Raw genomic sequence first — 23831 nt, 5'->3', positions numbered from 1 at the left:
GCGCACAAACGGCAGCGCGCCGGCAACCAGGCAGGCTGATGGGACACGACCCGCAATACACGATCGAGCTGGGCGACGCGCGCGTGCGGTTGCGCCCTTGGAACCGCGCTGACGCCGACGCCCTGGTGGATGCCGTGCGCGACTCTGTGGACAGCGTCGGGCGCTGGCTGCCGTGGTGTCGCGCCGACTACGGCCACGATGCCGCCCATGCATGGATCGCGCATTGCCAGGACGGCTGGCAGGCCGGCAACCATTTCGCCTTCGCGGTGCGCAGTGCGGCCGACGGCTCGCTGCTGGGCGGCGTGGGGCTCAACCAGTTCGAGCCGATCCACCGCCGCGCCAATCTCGGTTACTGGATGCGCCAGGGCTGCCAGCGGCGCGGGCTGGCGACGGCGGCGGCGCAGCGCGTCGCGCGCTTCGGGTTCGAGCAGTTGGGGCTGATCCGCATCGAGATCGTGGCGCTGCCGGACAACGCAGCCAGCCGCGCCACGGCGCTGCGCATCGGCGCACGATTCGAGTCGATCGCGCGCCAGCGCTTGCTGGTGGAGGGGCAACCGCGGGACGCGGCGGTGTACGGGCTGCTGCCGTCGGATCTTCCCTGAGCGTCGACGATCAGCGCGTGCGCTTGATCAGTTCGCTGAGCCGGCGGCGGGCCTTGTGCTGTTGCTCCTTGGTCAGCACCTTCTTGCGTCCGGCGTAGGGGTTTTCGCCCTCGCGGAAGGCAATGCGGACCGGCGTGCCTTCGAGCTTGTAGCGTTTGCGGAAGAAGTTTTCCAGGTAGCGCTGGTAGGCCGGCGCGATGTGCTTGGTGCGCGTGCCGTGGATGACGATGGTCGGCGGATTGGTGCCGCCCGGATGCGCAAAGCGCAGCTTCGGCGCATGGCCGTTGACCAGCGGCGGCTGGTAGCTTTCGTACGCCTTTTCCAGCGTGCGGGTCAGGTCGGAGGAGCTCAGCTCCCTGGTCGCCGACGCGTGCGCGCGCACCACCGCGCGCATCAGCTCGCGCAGCCCGGAACCGTGCAGCGCCGATATGTGCACGCGCTTGGCCCAGTCGACGAACACCAGCCGACGATCCAGCGCGCGCAGGCATTCCTCGCGCTGATAGGCGTCCAGGCCATCCCACTTGTTGAGCGCGATCACCAGCGCCCTGCCCTCGTCGATGGCGTAGCCGATCAGGGTAAGGTCCTGGTCGGCCAGGTTCTCGCGCGCGTCGACCATCATCACCACCACCTGGGCGGCGGCGATCGACTGCAGCGTCTTGATCACGCTGAACTTCTCCACCGCCTCCTCGACCCGCGCCTTGCGTCGGATGCCGGCGGTGTCGATCAGGGTGTAACGCTTGCCGTCGCGCTCCAGCGGCACGCGGATCGGGTCGCGCGTGGTGCCCGCGACGTCGGAGACGATCAGCCGTTCTTCGCCCAGCAGGCGGTTGATCAGCGTGGACTTGCCGGCGTTCGGGCGGCCAACGATCGCCACGCGGATACTGCCGTCCTCCGTGGCCGGCTCGTTCGCGGCATCCTCGTCCGGCGGCAACAGCGGCAGCACGGCGCGGATCAACTCGTCGGTGCCGCGACCATGCGCAGCGGAAATCGGCAAGGTGGTGGCCATGCCGAAGGCAGCGAATTCCGCCAGGGCGGCCTGTTCATCCAGGCCGTCGATCTTGTTCACGGCGGCGATGATCGGCTTGCCGCTGCGGCGCAACTCGCCAAGGATCACGTGATCCTGCGGCAGCAGGCCGTCGCGCGCATCGACCACGAAGACCAGCACCTGGGCCTCCTCGATCGCCAGTCGCACTTGCCGCGCGGTAAGGACGTCGATCGCCTCCTCGACACCCGACAGACCACCGGTATCGACCGCGAGAAACGGGCGCTCACCCAGATGGCACGCACCGTAGTGGCGATCGCGGGTGACCCCGGGCATGTCGGCCACCAGCGCGTCGCGGCTGCGCGTGAGCACGTTGAACAGGGTCGATTTGCCGACATTGGGGCGACCGACCAGGGCGACGACGGGCAGCATGGAAACTTCGTCCCGCGATCAGGGCGAGGACAGGCGGTAGGCGCCGATGTGGCCCTTCACGTCCTGGACGTACACGACATCGCCCACCACCAGCGGCTGCGCGCGGATCGCCTTCTTGGAAAGCCGCTCGCGCGCGGCCAACGCGCCGTCGCCGGTCTGCAGCCAGTGCACATAGCCTTCGGCATCGCCGACCACCACGTAGTTGCCCTGCACGGCCGGCCCGGTCAGCCAGCGGTAGCGGAGCGCGTCGTTCTTCCACATGTCGGCGCCGCCGGACTTGTCGAAGGCCCACACGCGCGACTGATCGTCGACGCCGAAGATGGCATTGTATTTCACCGCCAGCGAGGTATAGCTGGAGAACGGATGCGACCACAGCGGGCGGCCACTGGGGCCGTCGATGGCCACCACGTTGCCGTGGTAGGCGGTGCCGTAGAGGGTGCTGCCGTCGAGCAGGATCGCGCCGTCGGCATCGTTCAGACGGTCGATCTCGGTGCGGCCCTCGCCGCTGGCCAGGCGCTGCTCCCACAGCTTGCTGCCGTTGTCCAGGCGCAGCGCGACCAGCAGGCCGTCGTCGCTGCCGAAGAACACCACGCCGTTGGCGACCAGCAAGCCGCCGTTGCCGCGCACGCTCAGCAGCGGCACGTTGCCCTGGTCGTTCACCCACTGGCGCTCGCCGGTGGCCGCGTCAAGGGAATAAACCCGGCCGTTGCTGCCGCGCACGATGACCTGGTTGCCGATGATCACCGGCGAGGCCAGCACCTGGGTATTGAGTTCGGCTTCCCAGCGCGGGCTGCCGTCCTTTGCGTTGACGCCGTAGACGTGGCCGTCCAGCGTGCCCACCGCGAGCAGGTCGCCGCCTACCGCCGGACCGCCCGCATATTGGGCGTCCTTGCGCTTCTTGTCGCCCCAGCCGAACCAGCCGTGCGTGCGCGAACTCTTCGACCACAGCGTCTTGCCGGTCGCCGCGTCGAAGGCGGCCAGCTTGCCGTCGGTGCTGTCGGCGTAGAGCACGCCATCGACCACGGTCGGACGCAGCCGCACGCCACTGTCGCCCGCGCCGTCGCCCACTCGTTCGTGCCACAGTCGCGTCACCTGCACCGTCGGCTTGAAATCCTTGGCCAGCGGCGTCGGCGGCTGCACGTTCTCCTTCTTGAAGGAGTGGCAGCCGGCGAGCGTCAGCAGCGAAACCAGCGAAACCAGCATGGCGCGTTTGATCATGTGAACTTTCATGCACCCTGCTTCCCGGCCACGGCCAGGTCATCGAGTTTCATCTGCAAGGCGCCGCGTTGCGGGGCGTCCTCGCTCAGTGCCGACATGGCCGCCTGGTAGGCCTTGCGTGCATCGTCCATGCGTCCAAGCTTGACCATCGCATCGCCGCGGAGTTCCTGCACCATGCCCTGGAAGCTGCCGGGCGGCACGCGGTCGAGCGTGGCCAGCGAGGCCTGGGCCTGGTCGCGCGCCAATTCGACCCGCGCGATGCGCACCAGGGTCAGCGACTTCAGCGGCTCTTCGGTGGTGTGGCTTTCGGCCCACTCCAGCGAGACCTGGGCCTTGTCCAGTTGCTTGTCCTGCACTTGCTGGCGGGCGCGGTCGCTGACCGCGAACAGCGCATACGGCGATTTGGCGTAATCCTTCATCAACTGGTCGGTCAACTGGGCGGCCACGTCGGGCTTGCCCGACAGCTGCGCCACCTTGGCCTGCTGGTAGAGCTGCGAGGCCGCGCTCTCGTTGCGGGCCTGGTGGTTGCGCCATTGCTGCCATCCGAAGATGCCGACCAGTCCGATAAGAACACCGACAACGATCGAAACGCCGTTCTCGCGCAGCCACTTCTGTACCAACTCGCTCTGTTCGTACTTGTCGTACTCTTCAAATGCCATGCAATCACCGTTCAATAGGCCGCGCACCGCTTGGCGCAGTCCAGCGCGTAAACACAGGTAATGGGTGGATCAGACCCGCCTGGTCGCAGGCGGGCAGTGCGCAAGCATAACCGAATTGGGTCGCCGGCAGCGGCGGCGATGCCGATCAGAGGGCAGTGGCGGAGGCCTTGCCGTCCTGCACTTGCACGCGGAAATGCGCGACGTTGGCGCGGCGGAAATCATCCATTCCCACCGCCTGCCCGTCGATCGCGACCTGGGCGCCGCCGACGTTGCCGATGCTCACGTTCAGCGGCTGGTCGCTGTGATAGACGGCGTGACTGCCCGCCGGCAGCAAACCGTATTCGAGACGCGTGCCGTCGGCACGGGTCACCTCGACCCAGCTCGGCGCGCTGAGCGTCAGCTCCAGCTGATGGCCACCGCTGCCGGCGGCGACCATCGCTGCCGGCGGCGCAGGCACGGCCGGACGAGTGTCGCTGGCGAGGCTCGGGAACGGCGCCATCGAGGCCAGCAACGGCTGCTCTGATGCCGTGTCGGCGGCCGCGGCCTGCACCGGCGCCGCCGGCTGGCGGGCGCGGTCGGCGGCAACCATCGCCGGGGTGCTGGTGCCGGCTTGCTCCTGCTGTGCCACCGGGGCGGCGTCCAGCGGGGCCAAATGGGTGATGTCCCGATCCAGCGTGCTTTTCACGCCGAACCAGAGCGTGGGCACGGCGATCACCAGCGTCAGCACCACGTAGGTGGCCGCAGTGGCGTAGCGGTCGAACAGGAAGCGCGAATGGGAGATGCCACCACTGGTCACCAGCGGCGCGTCGACCTGGCGGATGCGGTCCACTTCGAGCCGGATGGAGGCGTCGTTGATGCCCAGGTGGCGCCCGTACTTGGCGATGTAGCTGCCCAGGTAGACCTTGGAGTCGGTGCCGTCGTACTGATCCAGTTCCAGCTTGCGCAACACCCGCACCGGCAACCGCAGCGCGTTGGCGCAGGCCTCGAGATCGAGCCCGCGTGCCTCGCGCGCCGCGCGCAGCCGGCTGCCGAAACTCGGCTGGGCCGATTCACCGGCCATCGCTCCCTGCCCCGCTCCATGGGCGAGGGAAGAATGGGTGCCGTCAGGCGCGTGGTCGAACATGGGAGACTGCTGCATGGACGTCATGGGTTGTCGATGGAGTCAAGGGCGTGCGCCTGTTCCGAGTCCGGGAACTGGCTGCGCAGTCGCTTGAGATAATTGCGGGCCCCCTCCGGGTTGCCCATGCTTGATTCGATGTCGTACCCCAGTTTCAGCGCGGCGGCAGTCGGTTTGCCCAGCGCGTCGAAACGCTGCAGGAATGCCCTTGCGCGAAACGCATCTTTCCCCTGGTAAAGAAGGTTTGCGAGCTGGAAGAGTGCCTCGCCATTCTGCGGATTTCGCGCGATGGCGTCACGAAAATCCGCTTCTGCCTTGGTTTTGTCGCCTGCCATCAGTTGGCAGACGCCGGCGTTGGCCAGGGCCTCCGAAGGGGTGGCGTAGAACGGATCGGCCACTGCCTTGCGAAAATAGGTTTCGCCCTCGGCATAGTTGCCCCGCGAACACAGGAACTGGCCGAGGTTGTTGTTCCAGGCACCCTTGGTCGGCTCCAGCGCCACCGCCTTGCGGTAGTGCCGCTCCGCTTCGGCCAGCTTGCCGATCCGCGCGTCGATGTAGGCGAGGACGGTATGGGCGGGAGCGTAGTTCGGGTCGAACTGGAGCGCCATCTGCACCTTGCTCAGCGCCGTCTGCAGGTCGCCGGTGGCAAGGTAATGCTGGCCCAGTTCGGTGTGGATGCGCGCCGCGTCCGTGGCCTGCTCGGCCTTGCTCTCCTGCGGCAGCGGCTTGCCCAGCGCACCGGTGTTGGTATGCGTGGTGACGCAGCCGGCCAGGGCGAACAACAAGCAGGGAATCACCACCCGGTCAAAGCGCATGCAAAGCCCCCTGGTTCTGCCGTTTGCGAAGTTCGGCGCTGCGCCGGGTACGGTCGGCGACCTGCCCCGCCAACTGGCCGCAGGCCGCGTCGATGTCGTCGCCGCGGGTTCGGCGCAGCATGGTCAGCACGCCGGCATTGAGCAGCTGACTCTGGAAATCGTGGATCGCAGCCGCGTCCGAGCGCGCGAACTGCGTACCCGGGAAAGGGTTGAACGGAATCAGGTTGACCTTGCACGTGGGCAGCTTGCGCATCAGCTTGATGAGCTGGCGGGCGTGCTCGGGCTGGTCGTTGACGCCTTTCATCAAGGTGTATTCGAAGGTGATCGAGGTGCGCGGCTTGCGCGCGACCCAGCGCTGGCAGGCCGCCAGCAGCTCGGCGATCGGGTAGCGCTTGTTGATCGGCATCAGTTCGGTGCGCAGCTCGTCGTTGGCCGCGTGCAGCGACACCGCCAGCGACACGTCGATGGCATCGGACAACTGGTCGATCAGCGGCACCAGGCCGGCAGTGGACAAGGTGACGCGCTTCGATGCCAGGCCGAAGCCCAGGTCGTCGCGCATCAGCTTCATCGCCTTCAGCACGTTGTCGAAATTGGCCAGCGGCTCGCCCATGCCCATCATCACCACGTTGGTGATGCGCCGGTTCTGGTGGGTGACGTTGCCCAGGTACTTCGCCGCCACCCACACCTGGCCGATGATCTCGGCGGTGGACAGGTTGCGGTTGAAGCCCTGCGCGCCGGTGGAGCAGAACTGGCAGTTCAGCGCACAGCCGATCTGCGAGGACACGCACAAGGTGCCGCGGGTCGGCTCGGGGATGTAGACCGTCTCGATCGCATTGCCCGAATCCATGCCCAGCAGCCACTTGTGCGTGCCGTCGGTGGCGACCTTGTCCAGCAGCGTCTTGGGTGCGCCGATGTAGCAAGCCTCGGTGAGCTTGGCGCGCAGCGCCTTGCCCACGTCGGTCATGTTTTCGAAGTTGTCTTCCAGGTCGTGGTAGATCCACTTCATCACCTGCTCGGCACGATACGGCTTCTCGCCGATCTGCGTGAAGAAATCACGCAGACCCTGGCGATCGAAATCGAGCAGGTTGACCTTGTTCGAGCTGGCGACAACTGAGTTCAAAGAGTGGCTCTTATTGAAGAGTGCGGCCACGGATGGCCGCTGTTTGATCTTCGCGTTCAGGGACGAACGCACTTGTTTCTACTGTGTGGCCACGAGTGGCCGCTGTCTGATCTTCGCGTTCAAGGATGAACGCACGAAATTAACGCGAAACCACATCCGTCGCCGCAAAGAAATAGGCGATCTCCACCTTGGCGGTTTCCACGGCGTCGGAGCCATGCACGGCGTTGGCGTCGATCGACTCGGCGAAGTCGGCGCGGATCGTGCCCGGCGCAGCTTCCTTCGGGTTGGTGGCGCCCATCAGGTCACGATGGGCCAGCACGGCGTTTTCGCCCTCCAGCACGCTGATCATCACCGGGCCGGAGATCATGAACTCGACCAGGGCCTTGAAGAACGGGCGCTCGCGATGTACGGCATAGAAGCCTTCGGCCTCGGCGCGCGACAGCTGCTTCATGCGGGCGGCGACGATTTTCAGGCCGGCCTTTTCGAAACGGGCGTAGATTTCGCCGATGACGTTCTTGGCGACGGCATCGGGCTTGATGATGGAAAGGGTGCGCTCCAGCGCCATGGGATCTGCTCCGGCTGACGGATTTCGGGAAAAGTGATTGAGCGGGCAACTACCGGCAAAGGTAGCCAATTCCGACAAGGAATGAGGATTTAGCCCACTAAAGTCTGACAGATTCTAGCTCATTGGCAAGGATCGCGCAGGCCTGATCCATACGCTCGTTTGACGCCCGGGAAGCGCTTCCCGTATGCTCAAACGATCGTTTGAATCGCGTCAGCTGCCAAAGGACGTCCGCTTCCGTGAACTCGACTAGCTCCACCCGGGATCGCATCCTCGGCACCGCGGAAAAAATGTTCGCCCAGCGCGGCTTCGATGGCGCCTCGCTGCGCCAGCTTACCGCGGCCGCCGGGGTCAACCTGGCCGCCGTCAACTACCACTTCGGCTCCAAGGAGAAACTGGTCGAGGAGGTATTCCGCCGGCGCCTGGACGCCTTGAATGCCAATCGCCTGGCCGCCCTGCACAAGCTGGCCGGCGGCGAGGCCACGCTCGAACAGGTGCTCGCCGCCTACATCCGCCCGGCGCTGGAGCTGTCGCACGACGGCAAGGGTGCCCTGTTCATGCGCGTGCTGGCGCGCGCCTTCGCGGAGCACGACGACAACTTGCGCCGCTTCCTGTCGGAGAACTACGGCCACGTCATGCGCCAGTTCACCGCCGAATTCGCCCGGCTGCTGCCGCACCTGGGCAAGGCCGAGCTGTACTGGCGCATCGACCTCGTGACCGGTGCGCTGACCCACGCCATGTCGGGCTTCGGCATGATCCAGCGCAAGGGCGACGTCAGCGAACAAGAGCATCTTGAGCAGACCGTCCAGCACCTGATCCGCTTCGCCGCCGCCGGGCTGAGCCACCCGTGAACTCGCCCCGCCAGCGCTGCCTGCCCCATTGATCGCGTCACCACCATCGCACCATCGGAGAATCCAATGACCGCTGCATCTTCCCCCACCCTCGGCTTGCGCATCCGCAAGGCCGCCGTGCTGGGCGCCGGTGTCATGGGCGCGCAGATTGCCGCGCACCTGACCAACGCCGGCGTGGAAACCGTGCTGTTCGACCTGCCCGCGAAAGAGGGTCCGAAGAGCGGCATCGCGCTGAAGGCGATCGCCAACCTGGCCAAGCTGTCGCCGGCCCCGCTGGCCGACAAGGCCCTGGCCGCCTCGATCATCCCGGCCAACTACGACGATGATCTCGATCACCTGAAGGATGTCGACCTGGTCATCGAGGCCATTGCCGAGCGCATGGACTGGAAACTCGACCTGTACAAGAAGATCGCCGGCCACCTGTCGAAGACCGCGATCATCGCCTCCAATACCTCGGGCCTGTCGATCAACACGCTGGCCGAGGCGCTGCCGGAGGAAATGCGCCACCGCTTCTGCGGCGTGCACTTCTTCAATCCGCCGCGCTACATGCACCTGGTCGAGTTGATCCCGACCCGGCTCACCGACCAGAACGTGCTGGACGGCCTCGAAGCCTTCCTGGTCACCACCGTCGGCAAGGGCGTGGTGATCGCCAAGGACACGCCCAACTTCATCGGCAACCGCATCGGCGTGTTCTCGATGCTCGCCACCATGCATCACACCGAGCAGTTCAAGCTCGGCTTCGACACCGTCGACGCGCTGACCGGCCCGGCCGTGGGTCGCCCCAAGAGCGCCACCTACCGCACCGCCGACGTGGTCGGCCTGGACACCATGGCCCACGTCATCAAGACCATGGCCGATACCCTGCCCGACGATCCCTGGCACCGGTACTTCAAGGCGCCGGCGTGGCTGGCCGGCCTGATCGAGAAGGGTGCGTTGGGCCAGAAGACCGGCGGCGGCTTCTACAAGAAGGTCGGCAAGGACATCCAAGTATTGGATGTGGCCAAGCAGGACTTCCGCCCGTCCGAACAAAGGCCCTCCGATGAAGTCGCCGCGATTTTGGCGATCAAGGACCCCGCCGAGAAGTTCGGCAAGCTGCGCGCCTCCAGCGACCCGCAGGCGCAGTTCCTGTGGGCCACTTTCCGCGATCTGTTCCACTACACCGCCTATCACCTGGCCGACATCGCGGACACCGCGCGCGACGTGGATTTCGCCATCCGCTGGGGCTATGGCTGGAAGCTCGGGCCGTTCGAGACCTGGCAGGCCGCGGGCTGGCAGCAGGTCGCCGAATGGATCAATGAAGACATCAAGGCCGGCAAGGCGATGAGCGATGCGCCCCTGCCCGCCTGGGTCACCGACGGCCGCACGGGCGTGCACGGCAAGAACGGTTCGTATTCGGCCAGCGCCAACGCCGACAAGCCGCGTTCGCAGCACCCGGTGTACCAGCGCCAGTTGTTCCCCGATCCGATCCTGGGCGAGAAGTTCGACACCGGCAGCACGGTGTGGGAGAACGACGGCATCCGCCTGTGGACGCTGGGCGACGACGGCGTCGGCATCATCTCGTTCAAGACCAAGATGAACACGGTCAACGACCACGTGCTCGACGGCATCCAGCACGCGATCAGGCTGGCCGAGGAAAAGCTCAAGGCGGTGGTGATCTGGCAGACCGGCGAGCCCTTCTCCGCCGGCGCGGATCTCAAGGGCGCACTGGGCCTGCTGAAGGACGGCAAGTTCGACGACTTCGGCAAGATGGTCGCCAACTTCCAGCGCACCAGCATGGCGATCAAGCACGCCCTGGTGCCGGTGGTTTCCGCCGTGCGCGGCATGGCCTTCGGTGGCGGCTGCGAATTCCAGATGCATTCCGCCCGGACGGTTGCGGCACTGGAAAGCTACATCGGCCTGGTCGAGGCCGGCGTCGGCCTGCTGCCCGCCGGCGGCGGCCTGCATGAACTGGCCGTGCGTGCGTCCAAAGCCAATCCGGCCGATCCGTTCGAGGAACTGAAGAAGGTGTTCGAGACCGTGGCGATGGCCAAGGTTTCCCCCAGCGCCATCGAGGCGAAGAACATGGGCCTGCTGCGCGACAGCGACGTGGTCGTGTTCAACGCCTATGAACTGCTGTACGTCGCCAAGAAGGTGGCGCTATCGCTGGCCGAGGCCGGCTACCGCCCGCCCCTGCCTGCCCAGGTCATCGTCGCCGGCGACGTCGGCACCGCCACCTTCAAGGCGCAACTGGCCAACCTGCAAGCCGGCTACTTCGCCTCCGAGCACGATGTCGACATCGCCTCGCGCATCGCCGACACCTTGTGCGGCGGCCTGATCGAGCGCGGCTCGACCGTTGACGAGGAATGGCTGCTGGCACTGGAACGCAAGCACTTCGTGGAGCTGGCGAAAACCGAGAAAACCCAGGCCCGCATCGCCCACACCATGACCACCGGCAAACCTTTGAGGAACTAGTGAGCGCGCTGCGCGCGCGGAAGTGAAGAGTGAGAGTCGAAGCCCAGGCTTTCTTTCACTTCTCACTCCTCTCCACTCTTTTCTCACCCTTTTGGAGTTCCGTCATGACCAAACAAATCCAGGACGCCTACATCGTCGCCGCCACCCGCACCCCGGTCGGCAAGGCGCCGCGCGGCGTGTTCCGCAACACCCGCCCGGACGACATGCTCGCCCACGTGATCCGCGCCGTGATGGCGCAGGCGCCGGGCATCGACCCGCACCAGATCGGCGACGTCATCATCGGCTGCGCCATGCCCGAGGCCGAGCAAGGCATGAACGTGGCGCGCATCGGCCTGCTGCTGGCCGGCCTGCCGCACACCGTGCCCGGCGTCACCGTCAACCGCTTCTGCTCCTCCGGCCTGCAGTCGGTGGCGATGGCCGCCGACCGCATCCGCCTGGGCCTGGACGACCTGATGCTCGCCGGCGGCACCGAGAGCATGAGCATGGTGCCGATGATGGGCCACAAGATCGCCATGAACCCGGCGATCTTCCAGGACGAGAACATCGGCATCGCCTACGGCATGGGCATCACCGCCGAGAACGTCGCCAAGCAATGGAAAGTCAGCCGCGAGCAGCAGGACGCGTTCTCGGTCGAAAGCCACCGCCGCGCCCTGGCCGCCCAGGCCGCCGGCGAGTTCAAGGACGAGATCACCCCGTTCCAGCTCGATGACCATTACCCGGATCTCGCCAGCCGCGGCATCACCACCGACAACCGCGTCATCGACCAGGACGAAGGCCCGCGCGCCGGCACCACGCCCGAAGTGCTGGCCAAGTTGAAAACCGTGTTCCGCAACGGCCAGTTCGGCGGTACCGTCACCGCCGGCAACTCCAGCCAGATGTCCGACGGCGCCGGCGCCGTGCTGTTGGCCAGCGAAAAGGCCATCAAGCAATACAACCTGCAGCCGCTTGCCCGCTTCGTCGGCTTCTCCGTCGCCGGCGTGCCGCCCGAAGTCATGGGCATCGGCCCGAAGGAAGCGATTCCCAAGGCGCTCGCGCAAACCGGCATCACCCAGGATCAGCTCGACTGGATCGAACTCAACGAAGCCTTCGCCGCCCAGGCACTCGCCGTGATGGGCGACCTCAAGCTCGACCCGGCCAAGGTCAACCCGCTCGGCGGCGCGATCGCGCTCGGCCACCCGCTCGGCGCCACCGGCGCGGTGCGCATCGCCACGCTGGTGCACGGCATGCGCCGTCGCAAGCAGAAGTACGGCATGGTGACCATGTGCATCGGCACCGGAATGGGCGCGGCGGGGATTTTCGAGGCGCTCTAAAAAGCTTGTCATTCCGGCAAAGGCCGGAATCGCTTTTCAACAACAGAGCTGATCATCCAGAGGCTGGAAACAAGAACGGCGCCGCAGGAATACGGCGCCGTTCTTGTTTGTGGCTCTGCCGCTCATGTACGCGGCACAAAGCAGGACTGAACTATCTCGCAGAACCCGGTCAGCTTCGCATTGTCAATTTGATTGGTGGCATAACAATACAACAAGTGCTGAGGCTTTCTGTGGCTGGCACCAGGTGAGTTAACGCCGAGCACGTTTTCAAGATCTTTCGGTATCGTGATGACCGCGTGCGTAAAGTTGGCGTCCTTCGAATCCGCAATCAGCTGATTGAGTTCCTGATGCTCGTTTGCATTGTTGTCGTCATCGTGCAGCACCGCATGCACAACACCGAGACCGCTCAGTAGATTCATGAAACGGTGAATGTTGTATTTGCCGAGACAGTCCAGGACATACGTGCCTTGGGGCAAAGCCAGCTTGCCGTCATCCAGCAACCGGTTAATCAAGGCAGTCTCGCTTGGTCCCTCGACCAGCAAAACATGTTGTGCAAACAGCATTCCCGCCCGGTCAGGATTGAGCCACAAGAAGAATTTCACGGACTCCATCTCAGGTTTTAGGTCATCAGCCTGCATGGTCTTCAGTACGTTGGGATATTTCGCTGCAACATGCTGGATTGCGTGATTAGCGTCAACGATGTTGTTCCATAGCGCCTCGTCAATTTGGAAGGTGGAGACGATGCCCTCCGCTCGTCGTGTCCGAATGATGGTCGGAATCCGCATGGCATTTCTACTTACGAAGTGCGCTGAATGGGTAGGGCAGACGATTTGCCAATCAGCTGCCTCACTTACCTTGATCAGGTTACGGGCCAGATCTTCCTGTTGAGGCGGATGCAGGAATGCCTCAGGCTCTTCAAAGAGCACTAGATTCAAGGAAGGGACAAAGTCCTTTGCCTTCTTCGCAACCTTCTGTGGCACGTACTTTGCGCCAAGCTGAATCAGTGAATAGACGAAGTGGCGCTGGAAGCCAGAGCCAAAGTACTCAACGCCTTGCGGCTGTTCATGATGGTTGTCGCGGATGTCCCATCCGAGCAGCGATTTAATGATTTCCGCTGTGGAAGGCGCGGTGAATTTGAGGTTGAAATTCGTCTGCCACGGTGCAAGCAGAGCATTCAAGTCATTTTCGAAGTTTGACAGCGAGCGCTTATCTTCAGTTTCGATTGTGCGAACGCTTGCGGCAAAGGTGGTAACGCTATCCGTCAAGGTCTTGTAAGCGTCGCTCCCTTCCACGACATCCGACATGATGTTGGTGATCAAGTCGCGCAGGGCCGACGGTCCACTGAGTTTGGTGTGTTCATCGACCTTGCTGATTGCCGGGATGTAGATCAGGTCGCCAAACTTGCCGCTCTGAACATTCTTCGCGCCATAGAAGGGTTCATTAGACAGCGTGCCATCAGACTTGTAGCCAAGGATCGAGCCAGCGGCATTCTTGCCGTCATGCAGTTTCTCGCCGGTCTGAAAGAGCTTCCTAACCTTCAGCGTTTTCTCGGCAGTCTTGTATTCATCCTTCAGGGAATCGTGTTCTTGGTCAGCGAGTGCAAACGTCAGTTCTACCCATGACTCCTGATCCGCCGCACCCTTGAGCGGGAAATCCGCTTCCTTCTTGAATTTAAACCCATCTTTCTCGTAGAAGGCCCGGATGCAATCAATGATCGTGCTCTTCCCGGAATTGTTCGCACCCACAACCAGCGTATAGGGATGGAAGTACATCGAAGCGTCGATGATGCCCCGGAAGTTGTGTATCGAGATGTGTATCAGTTTCATACGGCAGTCCCCTACGCATTGCTGTTTTTTCTAACTCATCTCCGGCTAGCAAACCGGATCAGAGCCACTTATCGCCTGCCTTGCTGCGCCCGAAACACCCGCCTAACCTCCGGATCCAGCACATCCACCTGCCGCTTCTGCTGCAACATCGCCCGCTCCCCTGCCCTCAACTGGCAATTCCGCGACAACGTATCCGCACCTTTCGACGTCGTCGCCGTCACGTCCTGCAGGTTGACCACCACGCCCAGTGTGTCGCCCAGTGGTTCCAGGGCGAGGCAGATGCGGTCGATGGTGGCCATGCTGCGGTACTGGTTGCCGCCGACCATCACCAGCAGGTTGCTGCGGTCGATCCAGACTACGGATTGCACGCCTTGCAGCGGGCGCACGGCGGTGCGGGCGGCTTCGTGGTTGATCGGGCGTGACGGGTCGGGCAGATGCATGGAGCGCATCATGTCCTTGTGCATGGCGTCGACGTGGCCTTGCATGGCGCGCTGGTCGCCGGTCAGGCCGGCGGCTTCGATGCCGGCGAGGTGGCCGGCGGTGGCGAGCGGGTTGGTCGCGCCGGCCTGCTGCGGTCGGCGGGTGTTTGACGGTGCGTCTGCATCGGTCCTGCTGCAGCCTGCAGCGGCCATGCAGATGACGGCGGCAGCCATCGGCCAGCGTTTCATGGTCATCCATTCCCCCCGGAATACCGGCCGAGCATAACGCAGGAGTGCGAAGACGCTCACGTTTCATGGCAAGGCGGAAGGCTTCGCGCTTTCGTGGTCGGGATGCCCGGCGTCGCGGTTGGAGGTCGTGGCCCCGCCACCAAGCAGAAGAGCCTTGACGCCGGCCTTCCCGACATCGTCGTCTGAGCAGACAGCGCCGATGGCGGGATTTTTTTGTTTCGGCATCGCGCGAAGAAGTGCCAACGCCGGGGTTCCATCGTTCCACCGACGCAAAGATTGCCTTGCGCGCCGAGTCCGGAACCTCGTCGCCGGGGCTTTTTGCTCCGATCTCGAGTTTCAAAACTCGTACACTCCCCCCATCCATACGACACAGGGACGACGATCATGGGTATCGGCATCGGCATGCGCGGCATCGACCTGCAGAAGTTCCTCATGGTGGCGCGGGAGCGCAAGGTCATCCTGCTCGTGCGACATACCAACGAGGATTCGCTGCGCTACGTCGGCATGCCCGGCTATTACCCCAAACCGGCCCTGGTGAAAGCCAAGACCGCCGACGTCAACCCGCCGGGCCCCATGCGCTCGGTGGCGGGGCGCATGGTGAAACAGGACTACGTCATCGCCGGGCTGGTGGTGCACCCGGGCATGCACCCCGGGGCTTTCAAGCCAACCAAGCGGGACAAGGCGATGAAGGCCTGGCACGACGGCATGCAATACTTGGCGGCCGAGAACAAGATGCCGCCCATGGGTGATCCGCAGCGCCCGGAAAGCTGGGCGGCCTGGGGCGTGGGCCGCGCCGCCGCCTGCTCGGCCGAGTGGCGCTGGCGCGTCGACGTCGACCCCGCATCCCGCCACTACGGCTGCCTGCAGCTCGACCACGCCGGCAAGGGCTGGGTCTACATCCACGGCGACTACGATCTGAAGGATGTGATCGTTCGCGGCAAGGAAACCGACAACCGACGCCATGAAGGCCAACTCCACGGCGTCAAGAACTTCACCCCGTTGCTCCCGGACATGGAGTTCGAGCGCATCCGCAGCTCGCTGAACCAGCTGATCGGCGCCGACATGGTGCAGCACGGCGCGGAGGCGCAGTTCGCCTGGCACGGCGACGAACCCGTCACCGTGGTGTTCCCCGACTGGACCTTCCTGCTGCTGACCGACGCCACCACGGTGCAACGCTGGTACGAAGAACTGAACCGGTCCGTGCTCGCCGAGAAAGGCCACGACTACGTACGCGACCGCTCCCGCATGTTCCACTTCGGACCGCAGGGGATGTTCGCGCCCGGTGCCATGCCGTTGTCGAGCTGGGGATAAACGAAAGGCGGAAACCCGAGTACCCGAGTCAGGCGAGGCTCCGCAGTCGCATGGATTTCACGACCGCCTTCGCAAAGTACGCCGCTGGCGATGGACGATTGCCGCGAAGCCGTGATCGGCACGCAGCAGAAGGCGGGTGAACATGCGGCGACTCATCAGAGTGCTTGGCGCGGTGTTGCTCGGCGTGGCCCTGGCGGCCTGCTCGCCGCCCGCGCCCGTGGTCAAGCCGGTGTCGAAGGCGTTGCCGCCGACCGTGGGCACGCCGGCGGCGCGCTACGTGCATGCCGAGACGGACAAACACCAGGATCAGTCGGGCTTTCGCCTGCTGATCCGCAGCACCGATGCGTTGATGAGCCGCGTGGCGTTGGCCGACCACGCGCAGCATTCGCTGGATCTGCAGTACTACATCTTCGACAACGACGCGACCGGGCGACTGATGGCGCAGCGCCTGCTGGCCGCGGCCGACCGTGGCGTGCGCGTGCGCCTGCTGGTGGACGACATCAACGCCAGCCAGGCGATCGACCTGTTCGATGCGCTGGATACCCACCCGAACATCGAGGTGCGCCTGTTCAACCCGTTCGCCACGAAGAAGCCGTCGGTATTCTCCAAGGCTGCCCAGTTCCTGCTCGACACGCACCGGCTGAACCGGCGCATGCACAACAAGTCGTTCATCGCCGACGGCAACGTGGCGATCGTCGGCGGACGCAACATCGGCGATGCATACTTCGACGCGGGCGAGGACACCCATTTCCGCGACCTCGACCTGATCGCGATCGGCCCGGTGGTGCCACAGGCCTCGCATGCCTTCGACGAGTACTGGAACTGCGACGCGGCTTATCCGGTGAAGGCATTCCATGGCAAGCATGCCGATCATGTCGACCTGGCGAAACTGCGGACCGAACTGGCGCACGATGCGCGCGCGTTCGCGCAATCGGATTACGCCCAGGCCACGCTGGACGCCCTGCCCTACGGCGCCTCCGCCGACCGCAAAGGCCAGTGGTTCTGGGGGCCGGCCACGCTGGTGGCCGACCAGCCGGCCAAGATCGAGGCGACCGAGGACCAGCCCGAGCTGCGCATCGGCCCGGACATCAAGGCGATGGCGGATGGCACGCAGCACGAGTTGCTGCTGATCTCGCCCTACTTCATCCCCGGCGAGCGCGGCACGGCCTATCTCGATGCGTTGGCCAGGCGCGGGGTGACGGTCAAGGTGCTGACCAATTCGCTGGCCTCGAACGACGAGCCGATCGTTTACTCGGGCTACTCGCGCTATCGCCGACCGCTGCTGGAGAGCGGCGTGCAGCTGTACGAATTGCGACCTGCCGCGGGTGCGCCGCAACGGGTCACCACCGGGGGCACCTCCTCCGGCGTCAGCCTGCATGCCAAGGCCATCGTGGTGGATCGGCGCAAGGTGTTCATCGGCTCGATGAACATGGACGCGCGCTCGAAGCTGCTCAACACCGAGATGGGCATCATCGTCGACTGTCCGCTGCTGGCCGCGGCGGTCACCGCGTTCTTCGACAGCGCCACGCTGCCCGAGCAGGCCTACCGCGTGATCCTGAAGCAGGACGGCTCGGCGCATGGCGGCGCCATGCAATGGCAGGCCACGGAACACGGCAAGCCGGTGACCTACGACCACGACCCCGGCGCCACCACCGGCCGCCGGGTCGAGGTGCAGATGCTCAAGCTGCTGCCGCTGGAAAGCCTGCTCTAGGCCCGCTCAAGCGCGTGACCGCACCGACGCCGGACGGTCGTCGGCATGTGCTGCCCACAACCGGCGCAGCTGCCGCGCCGAACCCAGGCCCGCGCACTCGGCCGCCCGCTCCACGTTGTCGCCGTTGGCCAGCGCCTGCCGCGCGAGCGCCAGCCGCAGGCGCGCGTGGTAGCGGTTGACCGACATGCCGCTGGCTTCGCGGAAGTGGCGCGTGAGGCTGCGCACGCTCAGGTGGCCGATGTCGGCCAGCCGCGCCAGCGGCCAGTCCTGCGCGGGCGCCTTGAGCAGTGCATCCTGCACGCGGTGGATGGCCATGTTCATGTGGTTGCGCCCTTCCAGCCACGGCGACAGCGCCGGGTCGCCGGCGGCGCGGCGCATGTAGACGGCCATTTCCCGCGCCACGGCGACGGCCAGGCGCGGCGAGCCGAGCCTGGCGATCAGGTGCAGCGCGAGGTCGATGCCGGCGGTGATGCCGGCGCTGGTGCAGACCTCGCCGTCTTCGACGAACACGCGGCTGTCCAGCACCTCGGCCGCCGGCGCCAGTTGGCGCAGCTCGTCGAGCAGGCTGTGGTGCGTGGTGCAGCGCCGCCCGTCGAGCAGGTCGGCGGCCGCCGCCAGCAGCGCGCCGGAACAGACGCAGGCCAGCGGTCGGCCAGCGACGACATGGCGCCGCAACCAGGCCACCAGCGCCTTGCCGGCCGCCGACGACAACAGGCGCGCGGTGCTGCCGGTGGCACCGCACACCACGATCAGCACGTGCTCGGGCAACTTCGCCGGCAGCGGTTCGACGCCGGCAAGACTGACGCCCAGCGCGGTTGGTGCCGCCTCACCCGCCACCACCGGCGCCATCAGCCGCAGGCGCACCGGCAAGCCCATCGCCGCGGCAATGCGAAAGGCGTCGGCGGCACCGGCCAGATCCAGCAGGATCAGGTCCGGCGGCAGCACGAAGCACACCTCAGTGATCGGCGAGGACGTCATCGACGGTGCGGATGCGGGCAAAGCGTCCATCCAGAACCAGTTCCGTGCGTTGCTTGATGTCCTGCGCATCGTAGCGAGTGCCGCTGCGGGCATGGACCATCGGAAAGGTCAGCGTCGCCTCGGTGACGTAATCGACGTCGAAGCCGAGATCGGAAGCGACCCGGGCAGTCGTCTCGCAGCATTGCTCGCTGCGGATGCCGCTGATGATGACGCGGCCGATGCCGCGCTCGCGCAGCCATGCCTGCAGGCCGGTGCCGGTGAACGCGTTGTGCACCTGCTTGCGGAACACCGTGTCGTGCACCTGCGGCACCCACGCCATCGGCTGCACCAGCCCCGACGCCACACTGAAGTGACCGGTGGCCTCCTCGTGCAGGATGCGCACGATCGGCCAGCCGCGGGCGCTCGCGCCGTCGATCAGCTGCAACAACTTCTCGCGGAACGCCGGCAGGTCGTCTTCGCGCCAGTACGGTGCCTGCAGGAACGATTGCTGCACGTCGATGACCAGCAAGGCGGGGGTGTCGGACATGGGGCGACTCCATCATGGGGGAGCCGTCACTCTAGGCAGCCGCTGCGTCCTCGACGAGCCCTGCACCGGACCCGGAGCGGACCGATCCGGCCAACCCTTTCCGGCCAAACTTGCCGGCCAACCCTCGCCGGCCAATCTCGCCGGCAGAACCCGCCTCAGTGCGGCGCCCGTCCCGCCACCCGTTCGATGCGCCGGTCCGGCACCAGCCACAGCAGGGCGGCCACGCCATACAGCAGTTGCGCGATCCACGCGGCGCGGAACGAGACGAGGATGGCACTGGCGTAGATCACCGGCGAGAGTTTTCCCTTCCAGTCGCCGCCGACGGCGCGGGCCAGCGCGGATGCCCGGCCCTCGGCGCGGATCAGCGCGCGTTGCAGCATCCAGTACGCCAGCGCCGCCATCAGCAGCACCACGCCGTACAGCGCCGTCGGCCCCTGCGCGAAGTGGTTTTCGCCCATCCAGCCGGTGGCGAACGGCAGCAGCGACAGCCAGAACAGCAGATGCAGGTTGGCCCACAACACCGCGCCGCTGACCGGGCCGGCCAGTTGCAGCATGTGGTGGTGGTTGTTCCAGTAGATGCCCACGTAGACGAAGCTCAGCACGTAGCTGAGAAACACCGGCGCCATCGGCAGCAGCGCCGCCAGCGTCTCGCCGTGCGGCACCTTCATCTCCAGCACCATGATGGTGATGATGATGGCGAGCACGCCGTCGCTGAACGCCTCGAGTCGGTTCTTGTGCATCGTCGCCCCCGGGATCGATCGAAGTCGAGTATCCGACGAGGCGCCCCGGGGCGCGAGCCCCGGTTGCCATGCAGCCGCGCTCAAACCTCGTCGGAACCCTCGTTGACGCCCTCGAACAGGAAGGTCGACAGGTAGCGTTCGCCGGTGTCGGGCAGCATCGCGAGCAGGACCGATCCGGCCGGCGCGTCCTTCGCCACTTCAAGCGCCGCGGCCAGCGTGCCGCCGGAGGACAGCCCGGTGAAGATACCCTCGCGCCGGGCCAGTTCCCTCGCGGTGTCGCGCGCCACCACGTCGTCGACGGTGACGATCCGGTCGACCACCTTGGCATTGAGCACGGCGGGCACGAAGTCCGGCGTCCAGCCCTGGATCTTGTGCGGCTGCCACTCCTTGCCGCCGAGCAGCGAGGCGCCGGCCGGCTCCGCGCCAATCACCTTGACCTGCGGCCGAGCCACTTTCAGCACCTCCCCCACGCCGGTGAGCGTGCCGCCGGTGCCCCAGCCGCTGACGAAGTAGTCCAGCCGCCGGCCGGCGAAGTCGCCGAGCACTTCGGCCGCCGTGGTCTGGCGGTGGTAGGCCGGGTTGGCCGGGTTCTCGAACTGGTCGGCGAGGAACCAGCCATGCTGTTTCGCCAGTTCGGCGGCCTTTTCCACCATGCCGGTACCGCGTGCCGCACCGGGGGTGAGCACCACCTTGCCGCCATAGGCGCGGATCAGCTTGCGCCGCTCCAGCGAGAACGTGTCGGACATCACCGCCACGAACGGATAGCCGCGCGCCGCGCACACCGCGGCCAGCGCCACGCCGGTATTGCCGGACGTGGCCTCCACCACGGTCTGCCCGGGTTTGAGCGTGCCGCGCTGCTCGGCGTCCAGGATGATCGCCAGGGCGAGTCGGTCCTTCACCGAACCGGCCGGGTTGAACGCCTCGATCTTCACGTAGATGCTCACGTGTGCGGGCGCCAGGCGGTGCAGCTTCACGATCGGCGTGCGGCCGATGGTGTCCAGGATGTTGTCGTAGATCATGGGTGTCTCCTCGGGGAATCGGGCGTGAGGAACGGGCGCATGGACGAAGGCAGATGATGCGCCGATTCGGGATCGGTCAACAGGCGGCGCGATGGATCGCCTCGAGCACGCCATCGCGCGCCGCCGCGGCGGCGGGCAAGGCGTGCACGGTCGCGCCCAGCGGGGCGGCGCCGAACCAGGCCAGCGACGGCGCCAAGGCGGCCACCTCGCCCAGGATCAGCAGCGCCGGCGAGCTCACGGCGTGGGCTGCGGCTCGCTCGGCAAGGTTGCCCAGCACGCCGCAGACTACGCGCTGGTTCGGCAGCGAGCCGTTTTCGATCAGGGCGAACGGCGTGGACGCAGCGCGGCCGTGTTCGACCAGGCGCGCCTGCAGGGTCGCCAGCTCGTTCACGCCCATGTAGATCGCCAGCGTCTGCCGCTCCTGCGCCAGCGCAGGCCAGTCCACGGTGTCGTGCGAATCGCGGCAATGCGCGGTGACGAAGCGCACTGACTGGGCGCGCTCGCGATGAGTCAGCGGCACCCCCGAGTAAGCCGCGCAGGCCACGGCGGCGGTGATGCCGGGCACCACTTCGAAAGGAATCGCGTGGCCGTGCAGAAACTCCAGCTCCTCGCCGCCGCGACCGAACACGAACGGGTCGCCGCCCTTCAGCCGCACCACCCGCTTGCCGGCACGCGCATGCTCCAGCAGCAAGGCGTGGATCGCCTCCTGCGTGGTGTGGTGCCGGCCGGCCTGCTTGCCGACCTCGATCCGCTCGGCATCGCGCCGGGCCAGCGCCAGCACGCCGGCACCGACCAGCCGGTCGTGCAGGATCACGTCGGCCTCGTTGAGCGCGCGCAATGCACGCAAGGTCAACAGGCCCGGATCGCCGGGGCCGGCGCCCACCAGCACCACCGAACCGGTGGCCGGCGACGGCGCGTCGGCGAGAGCATGTTCCGCCGCCGCCTGCGCCTCGCCATCTCGCTGCTGGCGCAACAATTGCACCACCGGCCCGGCCAGCAGGCTGTCGTAGAAGGCGCGTCGCGCCGCCAGTGCGGGAAAACGGGCACGAATGCGCGGGCGCAGCCGGGCCATCAGCCGGGCCAGCGCGCCCAGCGAATCATCCAGCAGCGCTTCCAGCCGCTCGCGCAGCAGGCGCGAGAGCATCGGCGCCTCGCCGCCGCTGGAGATCGCGATGGTCAGCGGTGCGCGGTCGATCACCGCCGGCACGTGGAAGCTGGACAGCGCCGCATCGTCGACCACGTTGACGAAGATCCGGCGCAACTCGCCCACACTGGCCACCAGCGCGTTGATCTCGCGATCGGGCGTGGCCGCCACCACCAGCCACACGCGCTCCAGCCAGCTCTCGCGGAACGGATCGGTGCGATGGGCGATACGGCCCTGCCGCACCCAGCGCTGCAGGCGCGGCGTGAGGCTGGGCGCGTTCACCGTCACCTGCGCCCGAGCCTGCAGCAGTGCTGCCACCTTGCGCTCGGCCACCGCGCCGCCACCGACCACCAGCACGGCGCGCTGCGACAACGAGGCAAAGATCGGGTAGAGCTTCATGCGCAGGAATGGCCGGAGCAAGGGGTTCGCCTACGCTACGAAGCCGCCACCGGCACCACAAATGATTTGTGCCTTGGTGCTTATGCCGTCGCGGCATGACCGGAAGGCCCGATTGACATGCAACACGAATGGACGTATAGACGTCCAATATGAAAGTATGTCATTCCATCGACAAGGGTATCCGTGACGACCGGCCAGGGGCTCGTCACGCCGGCGGCCGGGGGATTGCACGATGTATGCGCAGCTGCATCGCCCATCCGTCCCCCGACCATCGCCCACGGACTCCTGCCCATGACGCTTACCCAGCTGCGCCATCTCATCGCCATCGCCGACTCCGGCCTCAACATCACCCTGGCGGCCGAGCGCGTGCATGCCACCCAGCCCGGTCTCAGCAAGCAGCTGCGCCAGCTTGAGGACGAGCTGGGTTTTCAGCTCTTCGTGCGCAAGGGCAAGAGCCTGGATGCGGTGACCCACGCGGGCGAGCAGGTGATCGAACGGGCGCGGATCATCCTGGCCGAGGCAACCAACATCCGCGCGATCGCCGCGAACCTGCGCAACGAGGCCCACGGCGAGCTGCGCATCGCCACCACGCATACCCAGGCTCGCTTCGCCCTGCCCGCGGCAATCGCCGCGCTCAATGCCAGCTTCCCCCAGGTCAGCGTGCATCTGGAGCCGACCCGCGACGCCGACGTGCTGGCCCGGCTGGAAGCCGGTCAGGTCGATCTGGCCATTATCAGCAGCGCCGGCAGCGCGCCGGCCGTCGGCATGGCGTTTGCCGCCTATCGCTGGCAACGGGTGATCGTCACCCCGCGCGACCATCCGCTGGCGCGGCGCGCCGCCGCGCCCACGCTGACCGAGCTGGCGGGCCTGCCGCTGGTCAGCTACGACTCCTCGCTGCGGCCGGAGTCGTCCTTGCGCCGCGCGTTCGAGGAGGCCGGGCTGTCACCGCAGATCGCGATGACTGCCGGTGACGCCGACCTGATCAAGACCTACGTGCGCGCCGGCATGGGTGTGGGCATCCTCGCCGAAATGGCCATGCAGCCGGGCGACGCCGACCTGCTCGCGCTGCCCGCCGATGCGTTGTTCGCGCCGTGCACGACCTGGGTGGTATTGCGCCGGGACAGCGTGCCGCGTGAGTACACGCTGGCCTTCATCCACCAGTTTGCACCCCATCTCGGTCGCCACGAACTGCGCCGCGCGCTGGCCGGCGAACCACCGCGCGACGGCTGGGCCGAGGTGCCGCACTGGCGCGAACGTCAGCGGTCGCCTGCCGCGCAAGTCGCCTGACGCTCCTGGTCGGGCCCGCTCCCGCAAGGACGGCTGACGATGCCCTGACGGCCACGCGCCATCTCACCCGGTGAGACGCGCACGCGGCCTAATCCGCGGACCT

At 66.1% G+C, this 23831-nt stretch carries 21 protein-coding genes; 7 read left to right on the top strand and 14 right to left on the bottom strand.

The genetic code is table 11. The features are described from left to right. Positions 1-38 precede the first annotated feature (38 nt). Positions 39-602 (top strand): GNAT family N-acetyltransferase, encoded by a 564-nt coding sequence (locus ACFCQI_RS16200; protein ID WP_395118425.1) that lies wholly within the window; start codon positions 39-41, stop codon positions 600-602. Positions 603-612: 10 nt separating this feature from the next. Here ACFCQI_RS16200 and der read toward each other — a convergent pair whose 3' ends face one another. The 7 genes from der to ndk all read right to left on the bottom strand — a co-directional run bounded on the left by der (position 613) and on the right by ndk (position 7510). After that, positions 613-2016 (bottom strand): ribosome biogenesis GTPase Der, encoded by a 1404-nt coding sequence (gene der / locus ACFCQI_RS16195; protein ID WP_395118423.1) that lies wholly within the window; start codon positions 2014-2016, stop codon positions 613-615. Between the two features lie 18 nt (positions 2017-2034). After that, positions 2035-3234, bottom strand: a complete 1200-nt coding sequence (gene bamB, locus ACFCQI_RS16190; protein WP_395118421.1) for an outer membrane protein assembly factor BamB — start codon at positions 3232-3234, stop codon at positions 2035-2037. Positions 3235-3242: 8 nt separating this feature from the next. Continuing rightward, the gene (locus tag ACFCQI_RS16185) at positions 3243-3893 is read right to left on the bottom strand and encodes a YfgM family protein (protein ID WP_395118419.1); all 651 of its coding nucleotides are present in this window, start codon (positions 3891-3893) and stop codon (positions 3243-3245) included. Positions 3894-4038: 145 nt separating this feature from the next. Further along, positions 4039-4953, bottom strand: a complete 915-nt coding sequence (locus tag ACFCQI_RS16180) for a helix-turn-helix domain-containing protein (RefSeq protein WP_395118417.1) — start codon at positions 4951-4953, stop codon at positions 4039-4041. An 83-nt stretch (positions 4954-5036) separates the two neighbouring features. Continuing rightward, positions 5037-5792: a type IV pilus biogenesis/stability protein PilW gene (gene pilW, locus ACFCQI_RS16175; RefSeq protein WP_395118415.1), complete on the bottom strand. Its 756-nt coding sequence runs from the start codon at positions 5790-5792 to the stop codon at positions 5037-5039. Positions 5793-5814: 22 nt separating this feature from the next. After that, positions 5815-6945 carry a 23S rRNA (adenine(2503)-C(2))-methyltransferase RlmN gene (gene rlmN, locus ACFCQI_RS16170; protein WP_395118413.1) on the bottom strand — a complete coding sequence of 377 codons (1131 nt, stop codon included), beginning with the start codon at positions 6943-6945 and terminating at the stop codon, positions 5815-5817. A 139-nt stretch (positions 6946-7084) separates the two neighbouring features. Further along, a complete protein-coding gene (ndk, locus tag ACFCQI_RS16165) occupies positions 7085-7510 on the bottom strand; it encodes a nucleoside-diphosphate kinase (protein WP_395118411.1) in 426 nt (141 codons plus the stop codon). A gap of 236 nt (positions 7511-7746) precedes the next feature. Between ndk and ACFCQI_RS16160 the strand changes: the two genes are divergently transcribed. From ACFCQI_RS16160 to ACFCQI_RS16150, 3 genes are all read left to right on the top strand, one after another. Beyond that, a complete protein-coding gene (locus ACFCQI_RS16160) occupies positions 7747-8358 on the top strand; it encodes a TetR/AcrR family transcriptional regulator (RefSeq protein WP_395118409.1) in 612 nt (203 codons plus the stop codon). A gap of 66 nt (positions 8359-8424) precedes the next feature. Continuing rightward, the gene (locus tag ACFCQI_RS16155; protein WP_395118407.1) at positions 8425-10809 is read left to right on the top strand and encodes a 3-hydroxyacyl-CoA dehydrogenase/enoyl-CoA hydratase family protein; all 2385 of its coding nucleotides are present in this window, start codon (positions 8425-8427) and stop codon (positions 10807-10809) included. A gap of 104 nt (positions 10810-10913) precedes the next feature. Continuing rightward, entirely contained in the window at positions 10914-12119 is a 1206-nt protein-coding gene (locus ACFCQI_RS16150) for an acetyl-CoA C-acyltransferase (RefSeq protein WP_395118405.1), read from the top strand. A 122-nt stretch (positions 12120-12241) separates the two neighbouring features. Here ACFCQI_RS16150 and ACFCQI_RS16145 read toward each other — a convergent pair whose 3' ends face one another. Both ACFCQI_RS16145 and ACFCQI_RS16140 read right to left on the bottom strand, forming a co-directional pair. After that, positions 12242-13945 carry an ATP-dependent endonuclease gene (locus tag ACFCQI_RS16145; protein WP_395118403.1) on the bottom strand — a complete coding sequence of 568 codons (1704 nt, stop codon included), beginning with the start codon at positions 13943-13945 and terminating at the stop codon, positions 12242-12244. Between the two features lie 68 nt (positions 13946-14013). Beyond that, positions 14014-14613, bottom strand: a complete 600-nt coding sequence (locus ACFCQI_RS16140) for a hypothetical protein (RefSeq protein ID WP_395118401.1) — start codon at positions 14611-14613, stop codon at positions 14014-14016. A 384-nt stretch (positions 14614-14997) separates the two neighbouring features. Between ACFCQI_RS16140 and ACFCQI_RS16135 the strand changes: the two genes are divergently transcribed. After that, positions 14998-15924 carry a hypothetical protein gene (locus tag ACFCQI_RS16135; RefSeq protein WP_395118399.1) on the top strand — a complete coding sequence of 309 codons (927 nt, stop codon included), beginning with the start codon at positions 14998-15000 and terminating at the stop codon, positions 15922-15924. Between the two features lie 142 nt (positions 15925-16066). Next, a complete protein-coding gene (locus tag ACFCQI_RS16130) occupies positions 16067-17635 on the top strand; it encodes a phospholipase D family protein (RefSeq protein WP_395118397.1) in 1569 nt (522 codons plus the stop codon). Positions 17636-17641: 6 nt separating this feature from the next. On the opposite strand, the gene ACFCQI_RS16125 is transcribed toward ACFCQI_RS16130, so the two are convergent. The 5 genes from ACFCQI_RS16125 to cysG all read right to left on the bottom strand — a co-directional run bounded on the left by ACFCQI_RS16125 (position 17642) and on the right by cysG (position 22441). Next, positions 17642-18643, bottom strand: coding sequence for a GlxA family transcriptional regulator (locus ACFCQI_RS16125; protein WP_395118395.1), 1002 nt, complete (start codon positions 18641-18643; stop codon positions 17642-17644). Beyond that, entirely contained in the window at positions 18591-19139 is a 549-nt protein-coding gene (locus ACFCQI_RS16120) for an isochorismatase family protein (protein WP_395118393.1), read from the bottom strand. The genes ACFCQI_RS16125 and ACFCQI_RS16120 overlap by 53 nt, the downstream gene beginning before the upstream one ends. A gap of 155 nt (positions 19140-19294) precedes the next feature. Then, entirely contained in the window at positions 19295-19879 is a 585-nt protein-coding gene (locus ACFCQI_RS16115; protein WP_395118391.1) for a TMEM175 family protein, read from the bottom strand. 80 nt (positions 19880-19959) lie between these two features. Beyond that, positions 19960-20898, bottom strand: coding sequence for a cysteine synthase A (gene cysK, locus ACFCQI_RS16110; protein WP_395118389.1), 939 nt, complete (start codon positions 20896-20898; stop codon positions 19960-19962). Between the two features lie 76 nt (positions 20899-20974). Beyond that, positions 20975-22441, bottom strand: coding sequence for a siroheme synthase CysG (gene cysG / locus ACFCQI_RS16105; protein ID WP_395121385.1), 1467 nt, complete (start codon positions 22439-22441; stop codon positions 20975-20977). 291 nt (positions 22442-22732) lie between these two features. Between cysG and ACFCQI_RS16100 the strand changes: the two genes are divergently transcribed. Continuing rightward, on the top strand, positions 22733-23728 hold the full coding sequence (locus tag ACFCQI_RS16100; RefSeq protein WP_395118387.1) for a LysR substrate-binding domain-containing protein: 996 nt from the start codon (positions 22733-22735) through the stop codon (positions 23726-23728). The last annotated feature ends 103 nt before the right edge of the window (positions 23729-23831 follow it).

The organism is Rhodanobacter sp. FW102-FHT14D06 (assembly GCF_043950705.1).
Taxonomy (GTDB): domain Bacteria; phylum Pseudomonadota; class Gammaproteobacteria; order Xanthomonadales; family Rhodanobacteraceae; genus Rhodanobacter.
This window is presented reverse-complemented; position numbering and strand designations above follow the sequence as displayed.